Annotated in this window: 21 protein-coding genes; all 21 read left to right on the top strand. The window is 34.4% G+C overall.

The genetic code is table 11. The annotated features are described in order from the left end of the window. Window positions 1–75: 75 nt before the first annotated feature. The 21 genes from HMPREF2801_RS08925 (at window position 76) to HMPREF2801_RS08825 (ending at window position 20,131) form a co-directional block, all read left to right on the top strand. The gene (locus HMPREF2801_RS08925; protein ID WP_070612023.1) at window positions 76–930 is read left to right on the top strand and encodes a transporter substrate-binding domain-containing protein; all 855 of its coding nucleotides are present in this window, start codon (window positions 76–78) and stop codon (window positions 928–930) included. A gap of 70 nt (window positions 931–1,000) precedes the next feature. Beyond that, window positions 1,001–1,678, top strand: coding sequence for an amino acid ABC transporter permease (locus HMPREF2801_RS08920; protein WP_070612020.1), 678 nt, complete (start codon window positions 1,001–1,003; stop codon window positions 1,676–1,678). Further along, window positions 1,671–2,393: an amino acid ABC transporter ATP-binding protein gene (locus HMPREF2801_RS08915; protein WP_070612018.1), complete on the top strand. Its 723-nt coding sequence runs from the start codon at window positions 1,671–1,673 to the stop codon at window positions 2,391–2,393. Before HMPREF2801_RS08920 ends, HMPREF2801_RS08915 begins: the two co-directional genes overlap by 8 nt. A 114-nt stretch (window positions 2,394–2,507) precedes the next feature. Continuing rightward, the gene (locus HMPREF2801_RS08910; RefSeq protein WP_070612016.1) at window positions 2,508–3,197 is read left to right on the top strand and encodes a hypothetical protein; all 690 of its coding nucleotides are present in this window, start codon (window positions 2,508–2,510) and stop codon (window positions 3,195–3,197) included. Further along, window positions 3,187–3,396 (top strand): hypothetical protein, encoded by a 210-nt coding sequence (locus HMPREF2801_RS08905; RefSeq protein ID WP_070612014.1) that lies wholly within the window; start codon window positions 3,187–3,189, stop codon window positions 3,394–3,396. Before HMPREF2801_RS08910 ends, HMPREF2801_RS08905 begins: the two co-directional genes overlap by 11 nt. A gap of 447 nt (window positions 3,397–3,843) precedes the next feature. Continuing rightward, a complete protein-coding gene (hutH, locus tag HMPREF2801_RS08900) occupies window positions 3,844–5,382 on the top strand; it encodes a histidine ammonia-lyase (RefSeq protein WP_070612012.1) in 1,539 nt (512 codons plus the stop codon). Window positions 5,383–5,452: 70 nt separating this feature from the next. Further along, window positions 5,453–6,346: a glutamate formimidoyltransferase gene (gene ftcD / locus HMPREF2801_RS08895; RefSeq protein ID WP_070612010.1), complete on the top strand. Its 894-nt coding sequence runs from the start codon at window positions 5,453–5,455 to the stop codon at window positions 6,344–6,346. A gap of 8 nt (window positions 6,347–6,354) precedes the next feature. After that, entirely contained in the window at window positions 6,355–8,034 is a 1,680-nt protein-coding gene (locus tag HMPREF2801_RS08890) for a formate--tetrahydrofolate ligase (protein WP_070612008.1), read from the top strand. Window positions 8,035–8,042: 8 nt separating this feature from the next. Next, window positions 8,043–8,669: a cyclodeaminase/cyclohydrolase family protein gene (locus HMPREF2801_RS08885; RefSeq protein ID WP_070612006.1), complete on the top strand. Its 627-nt coding sequence runs from the start codon at window positions 8,043–8,045 to the stop codon at window positions 8,667–8,669. Continuing rightward, on the top strand, window positions 8,666–10,009 hold the full coding sequence (glmL, locus tag HMPREF2801_RS08880) for a methylaspartate mutase accessory protein GlmL (protein ID WP_070612004.1): 1,344 nt from the start codon (window positions 8,666–8,668) through the stop codon (window positions 10,007–10,009). Before HMPREF2801_RS08885 ends, glmL begins: the two co-directional genes overlap by 4 nt. Before the next feature lie 135 nt (window positions 10,010–10,144). Beyond that, on the top strand, window positions 10,145–11,839 hold the full coding sequence (locus HMPREF2801_RS08875; RefSeq protein ID WP_070612002.1) for a DUF2207 domain-containing protein: 1,695 nt from the start codon (window positions 10,145–10,147) through the stop codon (window positions 11,837–11,839). 332 nt (window positions 11,840–12,171) lie between these two features. Next, a complete protein-coding gene (locus tag HMPREF2801_RS08870; RefSeq protein ID WP_246830014.1) occupies window positions 12,172–13,755 on the top strand; it encodes a catalase in 1,584 nt (527 codons plus the stop codon). Window positions 13,756–13,890: 135 nt separating this feature from the next. Further along, on the top strand, window positions 13,891–14,379 hold the full coding sequence (locus tag HMPREF2801_RS08865) for an NUDIX hydrolase (RefSeq protein ID WP_070612000.1): 489 nt from the start codon (window positions 13,891–13,893) through the stop codon (window positions 14,377–14,379). Between the two features lie 36 nt (window positions 14,380–14,415). Further along, a complete protein-coding gene (cysS, locus tag HMPREF2801_RS08860) occupies window positions 14,416–15,813 on the top strand; it encodes a cysteine--tRNA ligase (protein ID WP_070611998.1) in 1,398 nt (465 codons plus the stop codon). After that, the gene (locus tag HMPREF2801_RS08855; RefSeq protein WP_019124891.1) at window positions 15,798–16,205 is read left to right on the top strand and encodes a Mini-ribonuclease 3; all 408 of its coding nucleotides are present in this window, start codon (window positions 15,798–15,800) and stop codon (window positions 16,203–16,205) included. Before cysS ends, HMPREF2801_RS08855 begins: the two co-directional genes overlap by 16 nt. Further along, complete coding sequence (gene thyX / locus HMPREF2801_RS08850) at window positions 16,202–16,963, top strand: FAD-dependent thymidylate synthase (RefSeq protein WP_070611997.1); 762 nt, start codon at window positions 16,202–16,204, stop codon at window positions 16,961–16,963. Before HMPREF2801_RS08855 ends, thyX begins: the two co-directional genes overlap by 4 nt. Further along, entirely contained in the window at window positions 16,960–17,667 is a 708-nt protein-coding gene (rlmB, locus tag HMPREF2801_RS08845; protein ID WP_070611995.1) for a 23S rRNA (guanosine(2251)-2'-O)-methyltransferase RlmB, read from the top strand. The genes thyX and rlmB overlap by 4 nt, the downstream gene beginning before the upstream one ends. A gap of 9 nt (window positions 17,668–17,676) precedes the next feature. After that, window positions 17,677–18,231, top strand: a complete 555-nt coding sequence (locus HMPREF2801_RS08840; RefSeq protein WP_070611993.1) for an NYN domain-containing protein — start codon at window positions 17,677–17,679, stop codon at window positions 18,229–18,231. Between the two features lie 15 nt (window positions 18,232–18,246). After that, on the top strand, window positions 18,247–19,251 hold the full coding sequence (locus HMPREF2801_RS08835; protein ID WP_070611992.1) for a zinc-ribbon domain-containing protein: 1,005 nt from the start codon (window positions 18,247–18,249) through the stop codon (window positions 19,249–19,251). A gap of 404 nt (window positions 19,252–19,655) precedes the next feature. Then, window positions 19,656–19,886 carry a FeoA family protein gene (locus HMPREF2801_RS08830; RefSeq protein ID WP_070611990.1) on the top strand — a complete coding sequence of 77 codons (231 nt, stop codon included), beginning with the start codon at window positions 19,656–19,658 and terminating at the stop codon, window positions 19,884–19,886. A 2-nt stretch (window positions 19,887–19,888) separates the two neighbouring features. Further along, window positions 19,889–20,131 carry a FeoA family protein gene (locus tag HMPREF2801_RS08825; RefSeq protein ID WP_070611988.1) on the top strand — a complete coding sequence of 81 codons (243 nt, stop codon included), beginning with the start codon at window positions 19,889–19,891 and terminating at the stop codon, window positions 20,129–20,131.

The following is a 20,131-nucleotide window of genomic DNA, read 5'->3' as shown; positions in this document are numbered from 1 at the left end:
TTGTTTTGAGTTATAATGTTTTTTAAAATTAAAGAAGACATGGAAATACTATTTACAAGGAACTAGGAGGGTATTATGAAAAAGAAGATTTTTAATATTGCAATTATAGCAATGGCAGCCTTATTTTTATTTGGTTGTGGGAAAAAAGATGATGAAAAAGAAGAAGCAAAGGAAGCAGTTAAGTTTGAAATAACAACTACTGGACCAACTATTGATGCCATAAAGGAAAAGGGCAAAATTGTTCTTGGAACTTCAGCAGACTTCCCACCAATGGAATGGACATCCTTCCAAAGTGGCAAAGAAGAATTTGTAGGTATTGACCTTGCAATCGCAAAATCAATTGCCGATTCTCTTGGAGTTGAACTTGAAGTTAAGAATATGGCCTTTGAAGGACTTCTTGCTTCACTAAATGCAGGAGATGTTGACATAGTTCTTGCAGGCATGGGTGCTGATGAAAAAAGAAAGAAACAAGTTGATTTCTCTGACGAATATTCACAAGGCAAGCAAGTTTTACTTGTAACGGAAGAAAACAAAGATAAGTATAAAACTTTTGATGACCTTAATGGAAAGATTATTGGTACACAATTAGGATCACTTCAACACGAGTTTGCAACAGAAAAGTTTGGAGATAACTGTAAGGGATTTGATTTAAACAATGTAATCATTGAACAACTTAAAAACAAATCAATTGATGCAGCTTTCCTATCAGAACTTCCAGCAAAACAATTTGCATCAATAACAGATGGACTTGTTATTATAGAAGATTTAGGAATTCCAGATGAAAGTGGATTTGCAGTAGCAATTAAAAAGGGTAATGACGATTTAACAGGAGCTGTTAATGAAGTTATTAAAGGATTAAAAGATTCAGGCCAAGTAGATAAATGGTTTGATGAGTATATTGAACTATCTAACAAAGAAGCTAGTAAATAGTAATTAAATATTCCCTACATTGTGTGGGGAATTTTTAATTTGTGGATTAGATAAATTAGAAAGGAATAATATGGGAATCATATCGAGACAAATTGCCTTCGCAAACAAGTATCTTCCAACATATTTGAATGGAGCCTTGACCACTATTGAGCTTTCAATAATTGGTGTGCTCTTAGGTTTTACTATTGGAATAATACTTGCACTGATGAAGACATCAAAAATTAAATTACTAAATATACTTTCAAGTATTTATATAGAAGTGGTGAGAGGAACTCCAATGCTTGTGCAAATTTTGATAGTATATTTTGGACTAAAAAAAATAATACCAGAACAGTTTACACTTTTGACTGCACCAATGTTTTTGTGTGCGCTTTCAATAAGTTTAAACTCAGCAGCATATGTTGCAGAAATTATAAGATCAGGGATTTCATCTGTTGACCATGGACAAATGGAGGCTGCAAGATCTCTTGGACTTAATAAAAAGCAAGCAATGGTAAAAGTAATCATGCCACAAGCAATTAAAAACATACTGCCAGCACTTGTAAATGAATTTATAACTCTTATAAAGGAATCTTCAATCACATACACAGTTGGAGTTGGAGAGCTTATGTATGCAGGTAAGAGTATTTCATCAGGTACTTATGAATTAGTAAGGCCCTTTATATTTACAGCTTGCATCTACTTTATAATGACCTTTAGCTTGTCAAAGGCAATGGGACTTTTGGAAAGGAGACTTGCAAATGATTAAGGTAGAAAATTTGACTAAATCCTTTGGAGAACTTGAAGTCCTAAAGGGAATAAATCAAGAAATAAAAGATGGGGAAGTAGTAGTTGTAATTGGACCATCAGGCTCAGGCAAATCAACTTTTTTAAGGTGCCTAAACCTTTTAGAAGAGCCAACAAGTGGCAAAATTTTTGTAGATGATGAAGAGATCACTTCAAAGGACATTGATATAAATAAAGTTCGTGAAGAAATGGGCATGGTATTCCAATCCTTTAACCTCTTCAACAACTTAAACATCATAGATAACATTACCCTTGCTCCAACTCTTGTGAAGAAAATGGGAAAAGAAGAGGCAGAAAAAAAGGCAATGGAACTTTTAGAAAGAGTGGGACTTCCAGACAAGAGAGATTCCTATCCAAAGTCCCTATCAGGCGGACAAAAACAAAGAATTGCCATAGCGAGAGCCCTTGCCATGAATCCAAAGGTAATGCTCTTTGACGAACCAACATCTGCCCTTGACCCAGAAATGGTAGGAGAAGTTTTAGATATAATGAAGGACCTTGCCAAGGAAGGCATGACAATGGTTGTCGTAACTCACGAAATGGGCTTTGCAAGAGAAGTTGGCGACAGAATTTTATTCATGGACGGCGGTTATATTGTAGAAGAGGGAAGTCCAGAAGAAGTTTTTGGAAATCCGAAGAACGAAAGAACACAAAACTTTTTGGCAAAGGTGCTTTAAATAATTTTTGTAAATATTAGATAGAGATGACTTAGGCGACTAAGTCATTTTTTCTTGCTTTTTCATGGAAAAAATTTTTTTCAGCTGATATAATCCTTTTAAGGAGGGTGTTTGATGAAGTCATCGCTGAAGAAGATAATTATTTTTCTTGCCATAATATTTTTGCTTTTAATCTATGCTGGACTTAGGACTCATAATTCACATAATGAGGACCAGGTAATTTCAAGTGAAGATCAAAAAAATATAAGCGGTGAAAAAGGTGAGGACAAGAAAAATTTTGAAATAGAAGACCTATCTCATGAAGAGAAAAAACAAATTGAAGAGAGCCTAGGCTATGAGATTTCAGAAATAAAGCACATAAAATTTTTTGAAGATGAAGATTATATTAAGCAAGAAGTAAAAAATAAAGAAGGCTATATAATTGAAGATATTTCAGAAGTTAAAAATGTAGTAGAGTTTAATGGAGACTATTATCAGTCAATATGCGACAACAAGGAAAATGAAGAAGTCACTATAAAACTTGGAGAGAAAAAATTTAAAAATGATTATATGGCAGACCTGCCAATTGATGCAAAAATAATTTCTAATGCCTTGGGCTTTGATGTAAAAAGAGAGGTTTTAATTGATTTAGATCTTGATATAAAAGTTGAAGGAAAAACTTTTGCCACTGCCAGTCTTTATCCTGAAATTGATTCTTATGACTTTAAAATTATTAATAAGGATGGAGAAGTAAGAAAAGGCAGTGCAAAAAAACTTGTGGGAGTATATTTAATTGTAAGAAAGGAGCAAATAAATGAAATCTAGAGACAAGTACATTATAACTGGCGTGGTCTTGACGGTTTTATTGATAATATTTTTACACTTCATGCCACTTTTAGATATTAAGGTAACATCGTCTTATAAAAATCATTTAATTGATTACATCAAAGGCGACTTCACATTTAAAATTGCCTTTATTCTTTCCATTGGTCTAATAGTTTATGGATTAATAAAAAAAGATTAAAATAAATTTTATGACTTAGGGGACTAAGTCATTTTTTATTGGAAATATTTTTTTTAAGATGCAAATATGTAAAATACATAGATTAATATAAATGATATAATTTTTTAAAAGTTTTTATAATAATTTTTTATAAAAAGGAAGGATTACTAATCATGTAGACTAAGTTTTGTTTAAAACACAAAAAATAAGAATCAAATTACTAAAAAAAAGAGATAAAATATTGTACTTTTTTTAGCAAAAGAGTTTAATTTTATTGAAAATTATTGACAATAATTTATATTTGGAATAGAATCATTGTAGAAAACATTTGCAAACAATTAAAGTTTAGCAAGTGCTGGTAAATTTTTATAGTTACTACTTTTCAAAGGATGACATAATTTTTCATCTTTATATTTTCTTTTGAATTAGTAAGTAAAATGTAATTAAGTAAAAGAAAGGAAGACAATTATGAACAAAGTAGTATTAACAGGTAATGATCTAACACTAGAAGAATTAGTAGAAGTTACTAGAAACCATGTAAAGGCAGTAATCGACGAAAAGGCTATTGCTGATGTAAACAAATCAAGAGAATATGTTGAAGAAATCGTTGAAGAAGAAAGAGTAGTTTATGGAATCAACACTGGATTTGGTTCTCTATCAAGAGTTTCAATTTCTAAAGAAGATTCAGCTCAACTTCAAGAAAACATCATTAGAACTCACGCTTCTGGATTTGGTAACCCACTTCCTGAAGACGAAACAAGAGCAGTTATGCTTATTAGAATTAATTCATTATTAAAGGGAGTTTCTGGAATCAGACTTTCTACTATTGAATTACTTCTTGAAATGTTAAATAGAAATGTTGTTCCATTTATTCCAGAAAAGGGATCTCTTGGAGCATCTGGAGACTTAGCACCACTTGCACATATGGTTCTTCCAATGCTTGGTCTTGGAAAAGCTTACTATGAAGGAGAACTTCTTCCAGGTAAAGAAGCTATGGAAAAAGCAGGACTTAAACCAATTGCACTTGCAGCAAAAGAAGGTCTTGCACTAATTAACGGTACTACAGTTCTTACTGCAACTGGAGCACTTGCACTATATGATGCACTTCAACTTTCTAAGATCGCTGATATCGCAGGAGCTATGGCTTGTGAATCTTCAAGAGGAATCATCGACGCATTCTGGGAAGAACTTCACACAATTAGACCACACGCAGGATCACTTAAGACTGCTGAAAACTTAAGAAATATTCTTGAAGGTTCAACTTATGTAACTCACACTGCTGAACTTAGAGTTCAAGATGCTTATACATTCAGATGTATGCCACAAATTCACGGAGCTTCTAAGGATACTCTTGAATATGTTAAAGAAAAAGTTGAAATCGAACTTAACTCTGCAACTGATAACCCAATCATCACTCATGATGGTAAGGTAATTTCTGGTGGTAACTTCCACGGAGAATTGATGGCTCAACCATTTGACTTTTTAGCAATTGCAGTTTCTGAACTAGGTAATGTTTCTGAAAGAAGAATTGAAAGAATGGTTAACACTACACTTTCTGGAATGCCTTCTTTCCTAGTTAAACACCCAGGACTTAACTCTGGATTTATGATCACTCAATATGCAGCAGCTGCTTTAGCATCTGAAAACAAAACACTATCTCACCCAGCAAGTGTTGACTCTATAACATCTTGTGAAAACCAAGAAGACTTCGTATCAATGGGTAACTGGGCTTCAAGAAAAGTTAGAGAAGTTGTTAAGAACACTGCAAGAATTTTAACTACTGAACTTATGATAGCTGCTCAAGCTCTTGATTTCAGAATGGAAATGGAAGACAACAAATATGAACTTGGTAAAGGTACAAAAGTTGCACACGATGTAATTAGAAATCAAGTTGCATTTATCGAAGAAGATAAGAAGATTGAAATTTATGTTGAACTTGAAAAAGCTCAAGAATTAATCACAAGCGGAAAACTTCTTGAAGAAGTTGAAAAAGTAGTAGAACTTTAATATTTAGTTTAAATACTATATAATATAACGGTAAGAAAAAAGTATTAGATAACCTATAGGAGGAAATCAATTGAAAAGAGTAATGTGTATTCCAAACTATTCTGAAGGTAGGGACCTAAAGAAAGTTGAACAAATCACAGAATGCTTTAGAGCAAAAGAAAACATTAAATTAATCGATTATCAACCAGATGCTGACCACAACAGACTTGTTGTTGAAGTTATTGGTGAACCAGAAGCTGTTATTGATGCAGTTATTGAATCTGTAAAAGTTGCTTCTGAAATAATCGATATGTCAAAACACAAGGGAGCTCATCCAAGAATGGGAGCTGTTGACGTTGTACCTTTCGTTCCAGTAACTGAATGTACTACTGAAGATTGTGTTGAATATGCTAAAAAAGTTGGTAAAGCAATTGGTGATATGGGAATTCCTGTTTATCTATATGAAGATGCAGCTTCCACTCCAGATAGAAAGAATCTTGCAAAAGTAAGAAAAGGACAATATGAAGGATTCTTCGACAAAATCAAGGAACCTGAATGGAAACCAGATTTTGGTCCTCAAGAAATGAATGTTAAATCAGGAGCTACTGCTGTTGCAGCAAGATTCCACCTTATTGCATTTAATGTTAACCTAAACACAAGCGACTTAACTGTTGCTGATACAATTGCAAAGAAAGTTCGTCACATTGGTGGAGGACTTAGATTTGTTAAGGCTATTGGTCTTGAACTTGAAGAAAAAGGTCAAACTCAAGTATCAATGAACCTTGTAAACTTTGAAAAAACTGCAATTTACCAAGCTCTTGAAATGATTAAATCAGAAGCTAAGAGATATGGAGTTACAGTTGTAAATACTGAACTTATTGGACTTCTTCCACTTCAAGCCCTAGTAGATTCAGCAGCTTATTATATGCAAATCGAAGGCTTAAAATCAGAACAAGTTCTTGAAACATTATTGATTGAGGAGTAATTAAATATATGGCATTTAAAACAGATATACAAATAGCTGATGAAGCTACAATGCTTCCTATTGAAGAAGTTGCTGCTAAAATCGGTCTAGAAAAAGATGACCTTGAACAATACGGAAAGTATAAAGCAAAAATTTCTTGGGACGCAATTAAAAGAATTGATGAAAATAACGAATACGGAAAACTAATTTTAGTTTCTGCAATTAGCCCTACACCAGCAGGTGAAGGCAAATCTACAGTTTCTATTGGACTTACTCAAGGTCTTAATAGAATTGGTAAAAAATCTGCAGTAGCACTTCGTGAACCATCTCTTGGACCAGTTTTTGGTGTTAAGGGTGGAGCTGCAGGTGGCGGATACTCACAAGTAGTTCCAATGGAAGATATTAATCTTCACTTCACTGGAGACCTTCACGCAATGACAGCTGCAAATAACCTTATTTCAGCTTGTATAGATAACCACATTCACCAAGGAAATGCTCTAAGAATTGACTGCAGACAAATTACTTGGAAGAGAGTTCTTGACATGAACGACAGATCTCTAAGAAATGTTGTTATTTCTCTTGGTAAAAAAGCAGATGGCTTCCCTAGAGAAGACCACTTCATGATAACTGTTGCATCTGAAATCATGGCTGTTCTATGTCTTTCTGAAAATATCGAAGACTTAAAAAATAGATTGGCAAGAATGGTTATAGGATATAACCTTGATGGTGATCCAGTAACAGTTGCTGACCTTGAAATCGAAGGTGCAGTTGCAATGCTTCTTAAAGATGCATTAAAACCAAACATGGTACAAACACTTGAAAATACACCTGCCTTTATTCACGGTGGACCTTTCGCAAACATTGCTCATGGATGTAACTCAATTTTAGCTACAAAACTTGCCCTTAACACTAGCGATTACGCTGTTACAGAAGCAGGTTTCGGTGCTGACCTTGGTGCAGAAAAATTCATGGACATTAAATGTAGAAAAGCTGGTCTATCTCCAGATGCTGTAGTAATTGTTGCTACAATTAAAGCTCTTAAAATGCACGGTGGAGTAGATAAAAAAGAACTAAAGACTGAAAATGTTGAAGCTCTTGAAAAAGGATTTGCAAACTTAAGACGTCACGTTGAAAATATTAAGAAATTTGGCGTTCCAGCTATTATTGCTATCAACAGATTTGCTGATGATACTGAAGCTGAAATTGCAAAATTACAAGAACTTTGCGCAGAACTTGGCGTAAGAATTTCACTTTGTGAATGTTTCGCAAAGGGTGGCGAAGGTGCAGAAGATTTAGCTAAACAAGTTGTTGAACTAATCGACGAAGAAAAGTCTAACTTTAAACCACTTTACGACGAAAATGACAGCATAGTAAACAAAGTTAACACTATTGTTACTGAAATTTACAGAGGTAGAAAGGCTAACTTCACTAAGGCTGCAATGAATCAAGTTAAGAAACTTGAAGAAATGGGCCTTGATAAACTTCCTATCTGTGTTGCTAAGACACAATTCTCCTTTACTGACGACCAAAAAGTAATGGGAGCACCTACTGACTTTGACATCGAAATTCAAGATGTAAGAGTATCTGCAGGAGCAGGATTTATTGTTGTTCAAACTTCAAATATCATGGTAATGCCTGGACTTCCAAAGGTACCAGCTGCCAACAAGATGGATATTGACAACAACGGAGTTATCACTGGATTATTCTAGGAGGAAAAATGCTTAAAGATTTAACTATAGTAGAATTCGCAGACGAAACTGCTTCAAATTCACCAGCACCAGGTGGCGGATCTATTGCTGCACTTAACGCATCAATGGCTGCTTCACTTCTTGCAATGGTTGCAGCACTAACTATTGGCAAGAAAAAATATATGGATGTTTCTGAAAGAATGGAAGAAATCCATGCTGAACTTGTAAAATATAAAAAAGAATTTGTTGATGGAATTGACAAGGATGCTAACTCTTTTAATGGAGTTATGGATGCTATGAAACTTCCAAAGGAAACTGAAGAAGAAAAAGCTATAAGATCTGAAAAAATCCAAGAAGGATATAAGAATGCAATTGAAGTACCTCTTGGACTTGGTATGAAGGTTACAGAACTTTATGACTTTGCAAGAGAACTTGCTGAAAAAGGAAATTCAAATGCTATCACTGATGTTGCAGTTGCTCTATTAAATATTGAAGCTGCAGTTAATGGTGCTTTCTTAAATGTAATCATCAACCTAAACTCACTTAAAGACCAAGACTACAGACATGAACTTGAAGAAAAAATGGCTGCTACAAGAAAAATTGTAGAAAAAAATCACGCTGAAATTATGAAAGTTGTAGATGAAAAATTAGCATGATTTACCTTTTAGTCGATGTTGGGTCAACTTATACTAAACTTAATTTAGTGGATACTGACAAAAATGAAATTCTAGGCAGTGCATCAAGTTACACCACTGTAGAAACTGATGTTAGAGAAGGCTTTAACAATGCCTATAAAAAATTAAGGGAAGTTACTGATGTCAAATATGACAAAGTTTTAGGTTGCTCTTCAGCATCAGGAGGACTAAAAGTTGTAGCAATAGGTTTTTCAAAGAATCTTACTACTGACGCTGCAAGGCTTGCGTCACTATCTTCTGGTGCCAGAATTTTAAAGGTATATTCCTATGAACTTACAGATGAAAATGTAGATGAAATTAAAAATTCTGGTGCCGATATAATAGTATTATGTGGTGGGACTGACCACGGCAACAAAGATAATATTATCTTCAATGCAAAAAAACTTGCAAAGGGTGGTATTAAGACTCCTGTTGTTGTGGCAGGAAATATTGACACTCATGAAGAAATAAGGGAAATTTTTGAAAAAAATAGTGTTCCTTGTGACTTCACAGAAAATGTCATGCCAACTACTAACACTATAAATTACAGACCGCTTAGAAAGACAATTGGCGACCTTTTTATAAGGACAATTGCTCACGCTAAGGGAATTGATTTATTGAGTAAGGATTTTGAAATTCTTTTGCCAACGCCAGTTGCAGTTCAAAAGGCAATGTCTGTCTATGCAAAACATTTAGATAAAGTTATTTTATCTGTGGATATTGGTGGAGCAACTACAGACATCCATTCCATTGGCAAAACTTATTACGGAGAAGAAAATGTAATTTCACCTCCCATTGATGAACCCTTTGAAAAGAGAACTGTGGAAGGCGACATGGGCATGAGGTATTCAGCCACTGCTCTTTATGAGTCAGTAGGTGAAGAACCCTTCCTAAAATTTGGCATAAAGGATGCAAGGGAAAAAACGGAATATCGTTTCAATCACACAAGTTATATTCCAGACAATGACGAAGATTTATTCTTTGACAATGTCCTTTGCTATATTGCTACTCACACTTCACTTATGAGACATATTGGTCACATAAAAAAAATTAAAACTCCTACTAGGACGATTTACGAGCAATACGGAAAAGATTTGAGACCGGCTGAAATGTTTATCGGAACTGGTGGATCGCTTATTAATTCTAATGAGCCGAAAAAAATTCTCTCAGCAATAGAGGATTTAGACGATAAATATTTAATCAATAGGAAGATAAAATATTATTTAGATAAAAATTATATTTTATCATCAGCTGGACTAATCTCTACTGTAGATGAAGAAGCTTCCTACAAATTATTAAATAAATATTTAAAAGAATTATAAAATACTTTGAGAAGTTGTCATTATGGCAACTTCTTTTTCTTGCAATAAAAAATTTTTGAAAGAATAAAATTTTCTTGAAAAATTTATTTTTTACTGAAATAATTATTTTGGGTATAAAAAACTTGGGAGGTTTTTATGAAACTTAGAAAAATTTTTGCTTTGACGTTTTTACTTTTCTTGGTGCCAGCTTTTGTATTTGCAGAAGATTTTAAAGAAATTAGCCTTGATGTAAGTATAGATAAAAAGGGCATAGGAGAAGTAAAAGAAGTTTGGAAAATTGACGAAGACAATGAAGATTACACAGAGAGATATAAAGCCATAAACAATTTGCAGGGAATTAAAATTGAAGATTTTTCTGTTAATGCTCTTGGAAGAGATTTTACTGAACTCATGCCCTGGAATATTGATGCAAGTTTTGAGGACAAGGCATACCGCTTTGGAAGAATTGACAAGGATGAAGGAGTGGAACTAACATGGGGCATCAGTGAATTTAGTGACAACACTTATAACTTGTCCTACAAGATAAATCCTCTTGTAGTGGGACTTAATGACAGCGACATGTTGTTTTTTAAATTCGTGGGAGAAAATTTTGACCCGAAACCTAAAAACGTGCAAATAAAAATTAAAGGCTTTGAACCCTTTAAGGATGTAAAAATGTGGGGCTTTGGCATGGAAGGAGAAATCCACAATGTTGATGGAGAAATCCTCATGACTTCATCAGGCTATGTTGACTATGCAACGGTTATGCTAAAATTCCCAAAGGGTTATTTTAATACAGCCTATAAGATTGACAAAAATTTTGAAGATTATGCAAACATGGCTGCCAAGGGTTCTGATTGGGAAAATAGAGAAGGAGAAGCTTACCAAAAGCCAATGTCATTTGCAGAAAAGTCATTCCTTGGCGGGATAGCTTTTGCAGTTGTTTTGGTTATTTATTATCTTGCTCGTGCCATTAGTCTTGGTTTTAACAAGAAGAAAATTCAAAACAGAAAAGATCTTCCTTTTTTAAGTGATTTAGAGGGAGAATATTTTAAAGATGTACCTTACCATGGACCAATTGAAGATTTGGCATTTTTTATCAGCCAATCTCATTTAGTTATGGATGATTTAGTTGCAAATTATATTAATTCATACATTTTAAAATGGAATCTCCAAGGGGCAATAGAATTTGTTGAAGAAGGCAGTAATTTTTCTAAAAACAAAATAAAAATTATTTCAGTTCCAAAGGATATGGGGCCGGCAGAAGAGGAACTTTTTGAAATGATTTCTAAAGCAAATAAATTAAATGACGAAGAATATATGACAGCTAAGGATTTCAAAAAGTATGTCAAAAAGAATAAATCTCTAATGGAAGATTATTATAATGAATTTGAAGATAAGTCTATTGAAGCCCTAAAGGCAGGGGGTTATTTAGAAAATTATAGGTATGAAAAGAAATTTTTATTTTCTAAAAAAACTGGAACAGAACTTAGAGTAACAGAAAAGGGAAAAGACCTTTGGGAAAATCTCATAAAATTCAAAAATTATTTGGAAGAATATGGAGAAGATGTTGCAAAGGAAGTTGATTTTAATAAGTGGCAAGAATTTTTAATTTATTCATCAATATTTTTCTTAGATGAAGAATTTGCAAGAGGAGCAGAGAATTATCCAACATATATAAATAATTATGCTCTTTATAATACTCACATATTGGCTTCAAGAAATTTTTCTAAAACTATTAATAAAACTTATCAAGATGTAACTGGTTATAGTAGTTCGGGTGGAGGTGGCTCTACTTCCTTTGGCGGAGGCGGTGGATCCTTCGGCGGAGGCGGCGGAGGCGGTCGCTAAAGGAAATTAAACTCTTGGCTGTTAAAATTTGCAGCCAAGAGTTTTTTTATGTACTGAAAAATTTTTTATAATGAAAATTAAAACAAAAAATTTTTATAAATCTAATTTTTCTAATTTGTGTAGACTATTAATAATAGGGTAAATAATAAATATGTTAAATCAATACATTGTTAGATTGTAGGAGGTAAAAAATGGCTGACGATAAAAAGAAAATGGACCCTACTGAAAAAAATAAGGCTGGAGACCCAATCCCTAGCAGAAACGAAAATGTTGATGAGGATCCTACTCTCAGACGAGCTGGTGGACAAGTTGTTGATAATGACGAAGATTCCATGACAGCAGGTATGAATGGTCACCTTTCCATTCAAGATTTGTGGCTTTTTGAAAAGCAAGCCCATTTTAACAGGGAAGTTATACCTGAAAGAAGAATGCACGCTAAAGGCTGGGGTGCTTGGGGTGAATTTACTGTAACTCATGATATTACAAAATATACTAAGGCAAAAATATTTTCTAAAGTTGGCAACAAGTGCAAAGTATTTTCAAGAATGTCAACTGTTGCTGGTGAAAGAGGAGCAGCTGATGCTGAAAGAGATATTCGTGGCTTTGCTGTAAGATTTTATACAGAAGATGGCAACTGGGATGTAGTTGGAAATAACACTCCTGTTTTCTTCTTCAGAGATCCAATGAAATTTATAGACTTAAATCACGCTGTAAAAAGAGATCCAAAGTCACATTTAAGAAGTCCAAATACAAACTTCGACTATTGGTCATCTTTACCTGAATCACTACTTCAAACAACTATAATAAATAGTGATAGAGGTATTCCTTCTTCCTTTAGATATATGCACGGATTTGGTTCACACACTTACTCTATGTATAACGAAGAGGACACAAGAGTTTGGGTTAAGTTCCACTTTAGAAGTCAGCAAGGTATTTTAAATTACACTGACCAAGAAGCTGAAATGGTAAATGGTAAGGACAGAGAATCTTCTGGTCGTGATTTATACGAAGCAATTGAAAATGGAAATTATCCAAAATGGAAGATGTATATACAAGTTATGACTGAAGAAGAAGCTAAAAATCATCCAACAAATCCTTTTGACTTGACTAAAATGTGGTTAAAAAAAGATTTTCCACTTATTCCAGTGGGCGAATATGTGCTAAATAAATATCCAGACAACTTCTTCCAAGATGTTGAACAAGTCGCCTTTTCTCCTGCAAATATTGTGCCAGGAATTGCACTTTCTCCAGATAGAGTTCTTCAAGCAAGAGCATTTTTCTACTCTGATGCACAAAGATATAGACTTGGCGTAAATCACCACCAAATTCCTGTAAACTCACCACTTGGTGTAGATCATCCTCACGACTATCACAGAGATGGTCAAATGAGAGTTGATGGAAATAAGGGTGCAGAACTTCACTACAGACCAAATTCCTATGGCGGATGGCAAGATAATCCAGACCTAGAAATACCTCACGATGAAGGTGGAGAAGTTAAGAGATATGACTTTAGAGCTGATGACCACGACTACTTTACTCAACCAGGCATGCTTTTTAACAGAATGACAGATGAACAAAAATTAGTTTTATTTGAAAACACTGCGAGAAATATGGGTGACTCAACTATGCAAATCAAGCATAGATATATTAGAAATTGTTATGCGGCAGACCCAGAATATGGCAAGGGAGTAGCAAAGGCTCTTGGCATTGATATTGACACAGTTGATCTTGAAATGATAGAGCCAAAATCTCGCCAAGAGTGGGAAAAATTAAATGCAAGGGATGCTGACTTAAATTATCCAACAGAGGCAGCTGAACCAGAATCTGCAAAGGACCTTCCACCAGAAGGAAGAGATACAAATGCAAAAGACCCAAAATCATTAATAGATTGGGAAAACGACCCATATCTACTATAATTAATATAATTAAATGCTGGGAAATCTTAGTTTTTTCTCAGCATTTTTTTATTGATAATATTTTACTTAAATAAAGTCTTCTTAATCTTTTAAAAACTTAATAAATGGTGTAAAATAACTATAAGGAGTTTTGTCGTGGAATATTGGGATGTATATGATAAAAAGGGAAAATGGAAGAGGCGCGCCATAAGAAAGGGCGAAAGGCTAAAAAATGATGAATACCATATTATCGTAGAAGGATGGATTTTGCGAGATGACGGAAATTTTATAATCCAAAGAAGGGCTCTCGATAAAAAATCCTTTGCTGGCATGTGGTACTGTTCTGCTGGTGGATCTGTTATTTCAAGAGAGACGCCAAAGGAAGGCATGGTGCGCGAGTTCAAGGAAGAACTTGGCATCGACATCAGTGAAGAAGAGCTTCATTTAAAGAGGATTATCACAGAAAAAAACACAATTTTTTATATTTTTCTAGTTCGCAAAAATATTTCCCTTGATGAGATTAAACTGCAAGAGGAAGAAGTCATGGATGTTGACCTTGCAGATCCAAATAAGATAAGAAAAATGGTAGAAGACAAAACTTTTATAGGACTTGATTACTACGAAAAATTTTTCAAAGGTATATAATCGTCTCACAGGAGGCGTTTTTTTATAGGAGGATTTATGAAATTATACAATACTCTAAGTAGAACAAAGGAAGATTTTGTGCCAATTAAAGAGGGCGAAGTTGGGATTTACAACTGTGGTCCAACTGTTTATAACTTCATTCATGTTGGCAATGCAAGACCCCTTGTTGTCTTCGACACCCTAAGAAGATATTTTACTTACAAGGGAATGAAGGTAAAATTTGTTGTGAACTTCACTGACATTGACGACAAGATGATAAATAAGGCTAATGACGAAGGTGTCAAGGTTTCTGACATTGCTGAAAGATACATCAAGGAGTTTAAACAAGATGCAAATGGTCTTCACCTTTACGATTATGAAACCCTAAACCCTAGAGCAACAGAGCACATAGATGAAATTATTTCTTTTATCAAGACTTTGATAGACAAGGGCGCTGCCTATGTTTCCAATGGCGATGTTTACTTTGACATTAATTATGCCAAGGACTACGGCAAGCTTTCTAAGAAGAACATTGAAGATTTAATTTCTGGCCACAGAGTTGACATTAACGACAACAAAAAGAATCCAAGTGACTTTGCCCTTTGGAAGAACAAAAAGGAAGGGGAGCCTTTCTGGCAAGCACCTTGGGGAGAAGGTAGGCCTGGCTGGCACATTGAATGTTCTGTAATGGCAAAGACATTAATTGGCGACAACATAGATATTCACACTGGCGGCGAAGACTTACAATTCCCTCACCACGAAAATGAAATTGCACAATCAGAAGCTTGCAATGGAGTTCCCTTTGCAAATTATTGGCTCCACAATGGCATGATAACTGTTGACAACGAAAAAATGTCTAAGTCCAAGGGCAACTTCTTTACTGTAAGAGAAATTGCAGATGAATTTGACCTTGAAGTCTTGAGATTTTTCCTATTGACAACTCAATATCGTTCACCAATTAACTTCTCAAGAGAAGTAATGGAACAAACTAAAAATTCCAGCAAGAGACTTTACAATGCAAAGTATAAGCTTGAAGATGCAATTGAAAAGTCTAGTGTAGATAAAATCACTGATGAAGAAGAAAAATTATATAAGTCTTTTGACAGGCACATTGAAAAGTTTGAAAATGCCATGGATGACGACTTAAATACAGCTGATGCCATTACTGCAATCTTTGATTTAGTTAAGGACATAAACTTAAACCTTGATGAAAGTAATTCTAAGGAGATGTTAGAAAAGACTCTTGAACTTTTGAAGAAACTTACAAGAGTCCTTGGCATCATGGAAGGTGAAAGAGAAGAAATTTCTGAAGACATAGAAGGTCTTATTGCTGAGAGAAATGCTGCTAGAAAGAACAAGGACTTTGCCAAGGCTGACGAAATTAGAGACAAGCTTAAGGAAATGGGCATTGAAATAGAAGATACGAGAAGTGGAACAACTTGGAAGAGAATTTAAATTTTTTAGAAGTTAAAAACTACACAGAGGCAGAGGTTAGGGAGCTAAGTCCCCTTGCCCTTGCCTACATAGGTGACGCCTGCTTTGAAATTTTAGTTAGAAGTGAAATTTTAGATGTAAGGAAAAATCCCAACAAGCTTCACAGAGAAAGCATAAGATTTGTCCGTGCAAAATCCCAGAGAGAACTTTTTGAAAAAATAGAAGAAAATCTCACAGAAGAAGAGATTAAAATTTTTAAGAGGGGGAGAAATGCCAAGTCTCACACAGTTCCCAAAAACGCAGATCCTATTGACTATAGGATTGCGACGGGAGTGGAGGCCCTTTTTGGCTACCTCTATCTTTTGAAAAGGTATAATAGAATTAGAGAAATATTTAAGGAGATGATCAGATGAAGGTAAAAATTATTTCACACACAATGGATCCAGATAAAACCATTGCTGCAGCTGCAAAACTTTGCTATTCAAGAGTTGGTGTTGAAGAAATCACAGAGAATTTGACAGAAGAATCTACAGAGAAGTTTTTAAATAGACTTATGTCCTTTTCTCACCTTTCACCTCTTGAACATGTGAGCTTTACCTTTGCCATTGAAGGTGTTTCTAGGACACTTACTCATCAACTTGTGAGACACAGAATTGCCTCTTACTCACAACAATCACAAAGATATGTAAAACTTGACAGCTTTGAATACATTATTCCACCTCAAATAGAAAAAAATGAGGAAGCCAAGAAAGTTTTCCTTGAAGCTATGAGAAGAGACCAAGAAGATTACGACAAATTAGTTGAAATTCTTGTAAGGGAAAATGCAAGACCTCTAATAGAAAGTGGAATGGAAGAAGAAAAGGCAAAAAAGGCAGTGGAAAAAATGTCCATAGAAGATGCAAGATATGTCTTTCCTAATGCTTGCGAGACAAAAATTGTTGTCACAATGAATGTAAGAACTCTTCAGCATTTCTTCACAGTTAGATGTTGCGAAAGGGCTCAATGGGAAATAAGAGAGCTGGCAACTGAAATGCTAAGAGAGGTTAAGGAAGTTGCTCCCCTTTTATTTAGAGACGAGGGTCCAGCTTGCGTTAAGGGTCCATGTCCAGAAGGCAAGATGACTTGTGGTAAGGCAGCAGAAATTAGAGAGAAGTTTAAAAATCTAAAATGAAATATATATATGGAAGGGGCCCAGTTATTGAGGCCCTAAAGAATGAAGAAGTAGAAAAAATTTATGTGGGAAAAAATGCCACAGGTTCCATAAAAAAAATTATTGCCATGGCGAGAGACGCAAAAGTTCCCGCAGTTACTAGCGACAATGAAAAGTTGGAAGAACTTGCTGGCACAAAAAACCACCAGGCAGTTGTGGCTCTTGTAAGTGACTTTGTCTACCTTGAACTTGAAGATCTTATAAATAAACTAAGGGACAAGGAAGATGCGAAAATTTTTATCTTAGATAAAATTGAAGACCCCCACAATTTTGGTGCTATAGCAAGAAGTTCAAACTTCTTTGGCGTAGATGGAATTATTTTTCCAAATAGGAGGGCAGCTACTGTTAATGACACAGTTGTAAAGTCCTCTGCTGGTGCAATTTACGACATTGATGTTTCAAAAGTTACAAATATTTCTCAGGCAATAGAAAAATTAAAGGAAGCTGGATTTTGGATTTATGCCACAGACCTTGAAGGAGAAGACATAAGAAAGTGTGACTTCTCTGGCAAAGTTGCAGTAATTATTGGCAACGAAGGCAAGGGAGTTTCAAAAAATATTTTGAAAAACTCTGACAAAATAATAACTATTCCAAATTTTTCTGACTTTGATTCCCTTAATGCCTCAGTTGCAGCTGCAATAGTAATGTACGAAATTTTTAGATAGTTTTTTAAAATGAAGAGACAAAGAAGTAGGTATAGAAGAGATGTGTCCTATCTCTTTGTAGATGGATACAATATTATAAATTCCTGGCAAAATTTAATAAAATTAAAAAACATTTCTCTTGAAGACGCAAGAAATGAACTCATAGATACTATGGTTGAATTTTCTCACAGCACCAAAGAGCACATAATACTTGTCTTCGATGCCTACTTGGTGAAAAAATCTGGCGGCAAGAATTACCACAGGGATGGAATCGATATAATTTTCACTAAGGAGTTTGAGACGGCAGACCACTACATTGAGAGGCAACTTGACGAAATAGGAAAGCTTACCAATGTGCGGGTGGCAACAAGTGACAACATTGAGCAGCAAATCATTTTGTCTCGGGGAGGCACGAGAATTTCTGCAAGAGAACTTGAAGCTGAAGTACTAAATTCAAAAAATAAAGTTTCTCATGTTGCAAAAAAATTAAAGGAAGAGAAGGTTACTGCTCTCGATGAAGAAATTATTCATAAGCTAAAAATTTTTCGAAGAGATATTTCCAATAAAAACAAAAATAAAAAATAGTGAGGAGGCTTATAAATGAGATGTAAGAATTGCGGAAAAGAAAATGCAGAGGGCGCCCTATTTTGTATGGAGTGTGGCCAGCCTTTGAGAGAGGACATGGATTTTTCCAAGACTCAAAAAATAAACAGAGATTATGACTATGAAGACGAAGAAAAAATCATAAAAAACAATTCCTTTAAAGATGATTCCATGGGAACAAAGCAAAAGGGTCTAGTCTTTGGATTTGTCATCCTTGGCTTAATAGCCTTTTCTCTCTTATTTAATTTTGGCTTTGGGAAATATAAATTTAACAAATTGGAAAGTTCTGCAAGGGCAAATTTAGAAGCCAAGAACTATAAGGAAGCTAGAGAAAAATTTAGCCAGCTTTACGAAAAATCTTCTGACAAAAAATACTTAGATGAAATAAATAAAATCGACAAGAACCTTGAAGCCAAAGATACCTTTAACAAGGCCAATCAAAAATTTGAAGGCAGAGACTACGAGGCCTCTCTTGCTTATTTAAAGGACTTAGAAAGTGACGACGATGAATTAAAAGAAAAGAAGGACTCCCTTATAGAGAAAAACTATTCTGCAATTAAGGCTGAAATTTTACAGCTAACTAGCAGCAATAATTATGAGGGTGCAATTAAGAGGCTCAATTCTTATTTGGCAGTGGACCCAGAAAATGCTGACTTCAAAAAAATGTTAGAGGACATAAATGCGCAAAAGTTAGACAGTGAAAAGAAGGCAGAAGAGGAAAGCGAAGCCTTAAAGGAAAAGGCAAGGGCTGACGAATTAGAAGAGCAAATTGCAAAATTAAAAAATGCAGAGGCATCAAACTTAATTGGCACTTATCAATTTGTAACTTCAGGCAGAGCCAATGTAAGAAGTGGACCAGGATTTGACTATGGAGTTGAATTTAGCCTCTTTAAGGGTGACCCTGTCTATGTCTATGACACTAGAAGAGCCGATGGAAGAACTTGGTGTAATATAGGCAACGGCTGGATAAGTTATAGAACCCTAAATGGGGAAGCAAAATAAAATAAATTAAGGCAGTCTTAGGACTGTCTTTTTTAATGTTTTTTTAGAAATTTAATCCTACAGCTTATCAAAAATGAGTGAGATAAAAAATTTAATAGGAAGTATATAAAGATTATAATAAAAAATTTTTAATGATGAGAAAATCCTAAAAGAATAGAAAAATAATTTTAAGAAGTTAATAGATCAAATTTTTTATTTTAAATAATCTTAAAAAGATTTAAAGCAATTCTCTTAATATTTTTAAAAGAAAAATATGGGTAAATTGATTTGAATTTTCAATTAGCTGTGTTATAATGAATTAAGAAATTGATAATCAAATTCAAATATTGAAGTCATTTAAAAAATTGAAGTCAATTCAATTATAAAAGTCAATTCACATATATTTTTAGTTAGTTGGTGTTAATATGCTTAGTTTAATAATGGCGCCCTTAAATGTTAATTTTAAAATTTTAAGAGTTAAGACTTTAAAAAATAGCAGCGTCACTGAATCCCACCTTGCAAATCTTGGTTTTGTTAAGGGAGCGGTAATAAAGGTTGTAAACGAGAACGATGGTAATTTAATTGTTTCTATTAAGGATGCAAGAGTTGCAATTGGCAAAGATATTGCAAAGAAGATTTTAGTTGAGGAGATGTAAATTTGCAAACATTAAGAGATGCAGTTGTTGGTAAATACTACATAGTAAAAAAGATAAATGGTTCAGGTCCATTAAAGAGAAGAATAATGGACATGGGCATCACAAAAAATGCTGAGATATACATAAGAAAGGTGGCACCTCTAGGGGACCCCGTACAAATTAATATTAGAAATTATGAACTCAGCATAAGAAAGGCTGATGCTGAACTTATTTCAATTGAAGAGATAGAAAAGAAGGAGGACTAA

Source organism: Peptoniphilus sp. HMSC062D09 (assembly GCF_001811425.1).
Taxonomy (GTDB): Bacteria; Bacillota; Clostridia; order Tissierellales; family Peptoniphilaceae; genus Peptoniphilus_A.
This window is presented reverse-complemented; position numbering and strand designations above follow the sequence as displayed.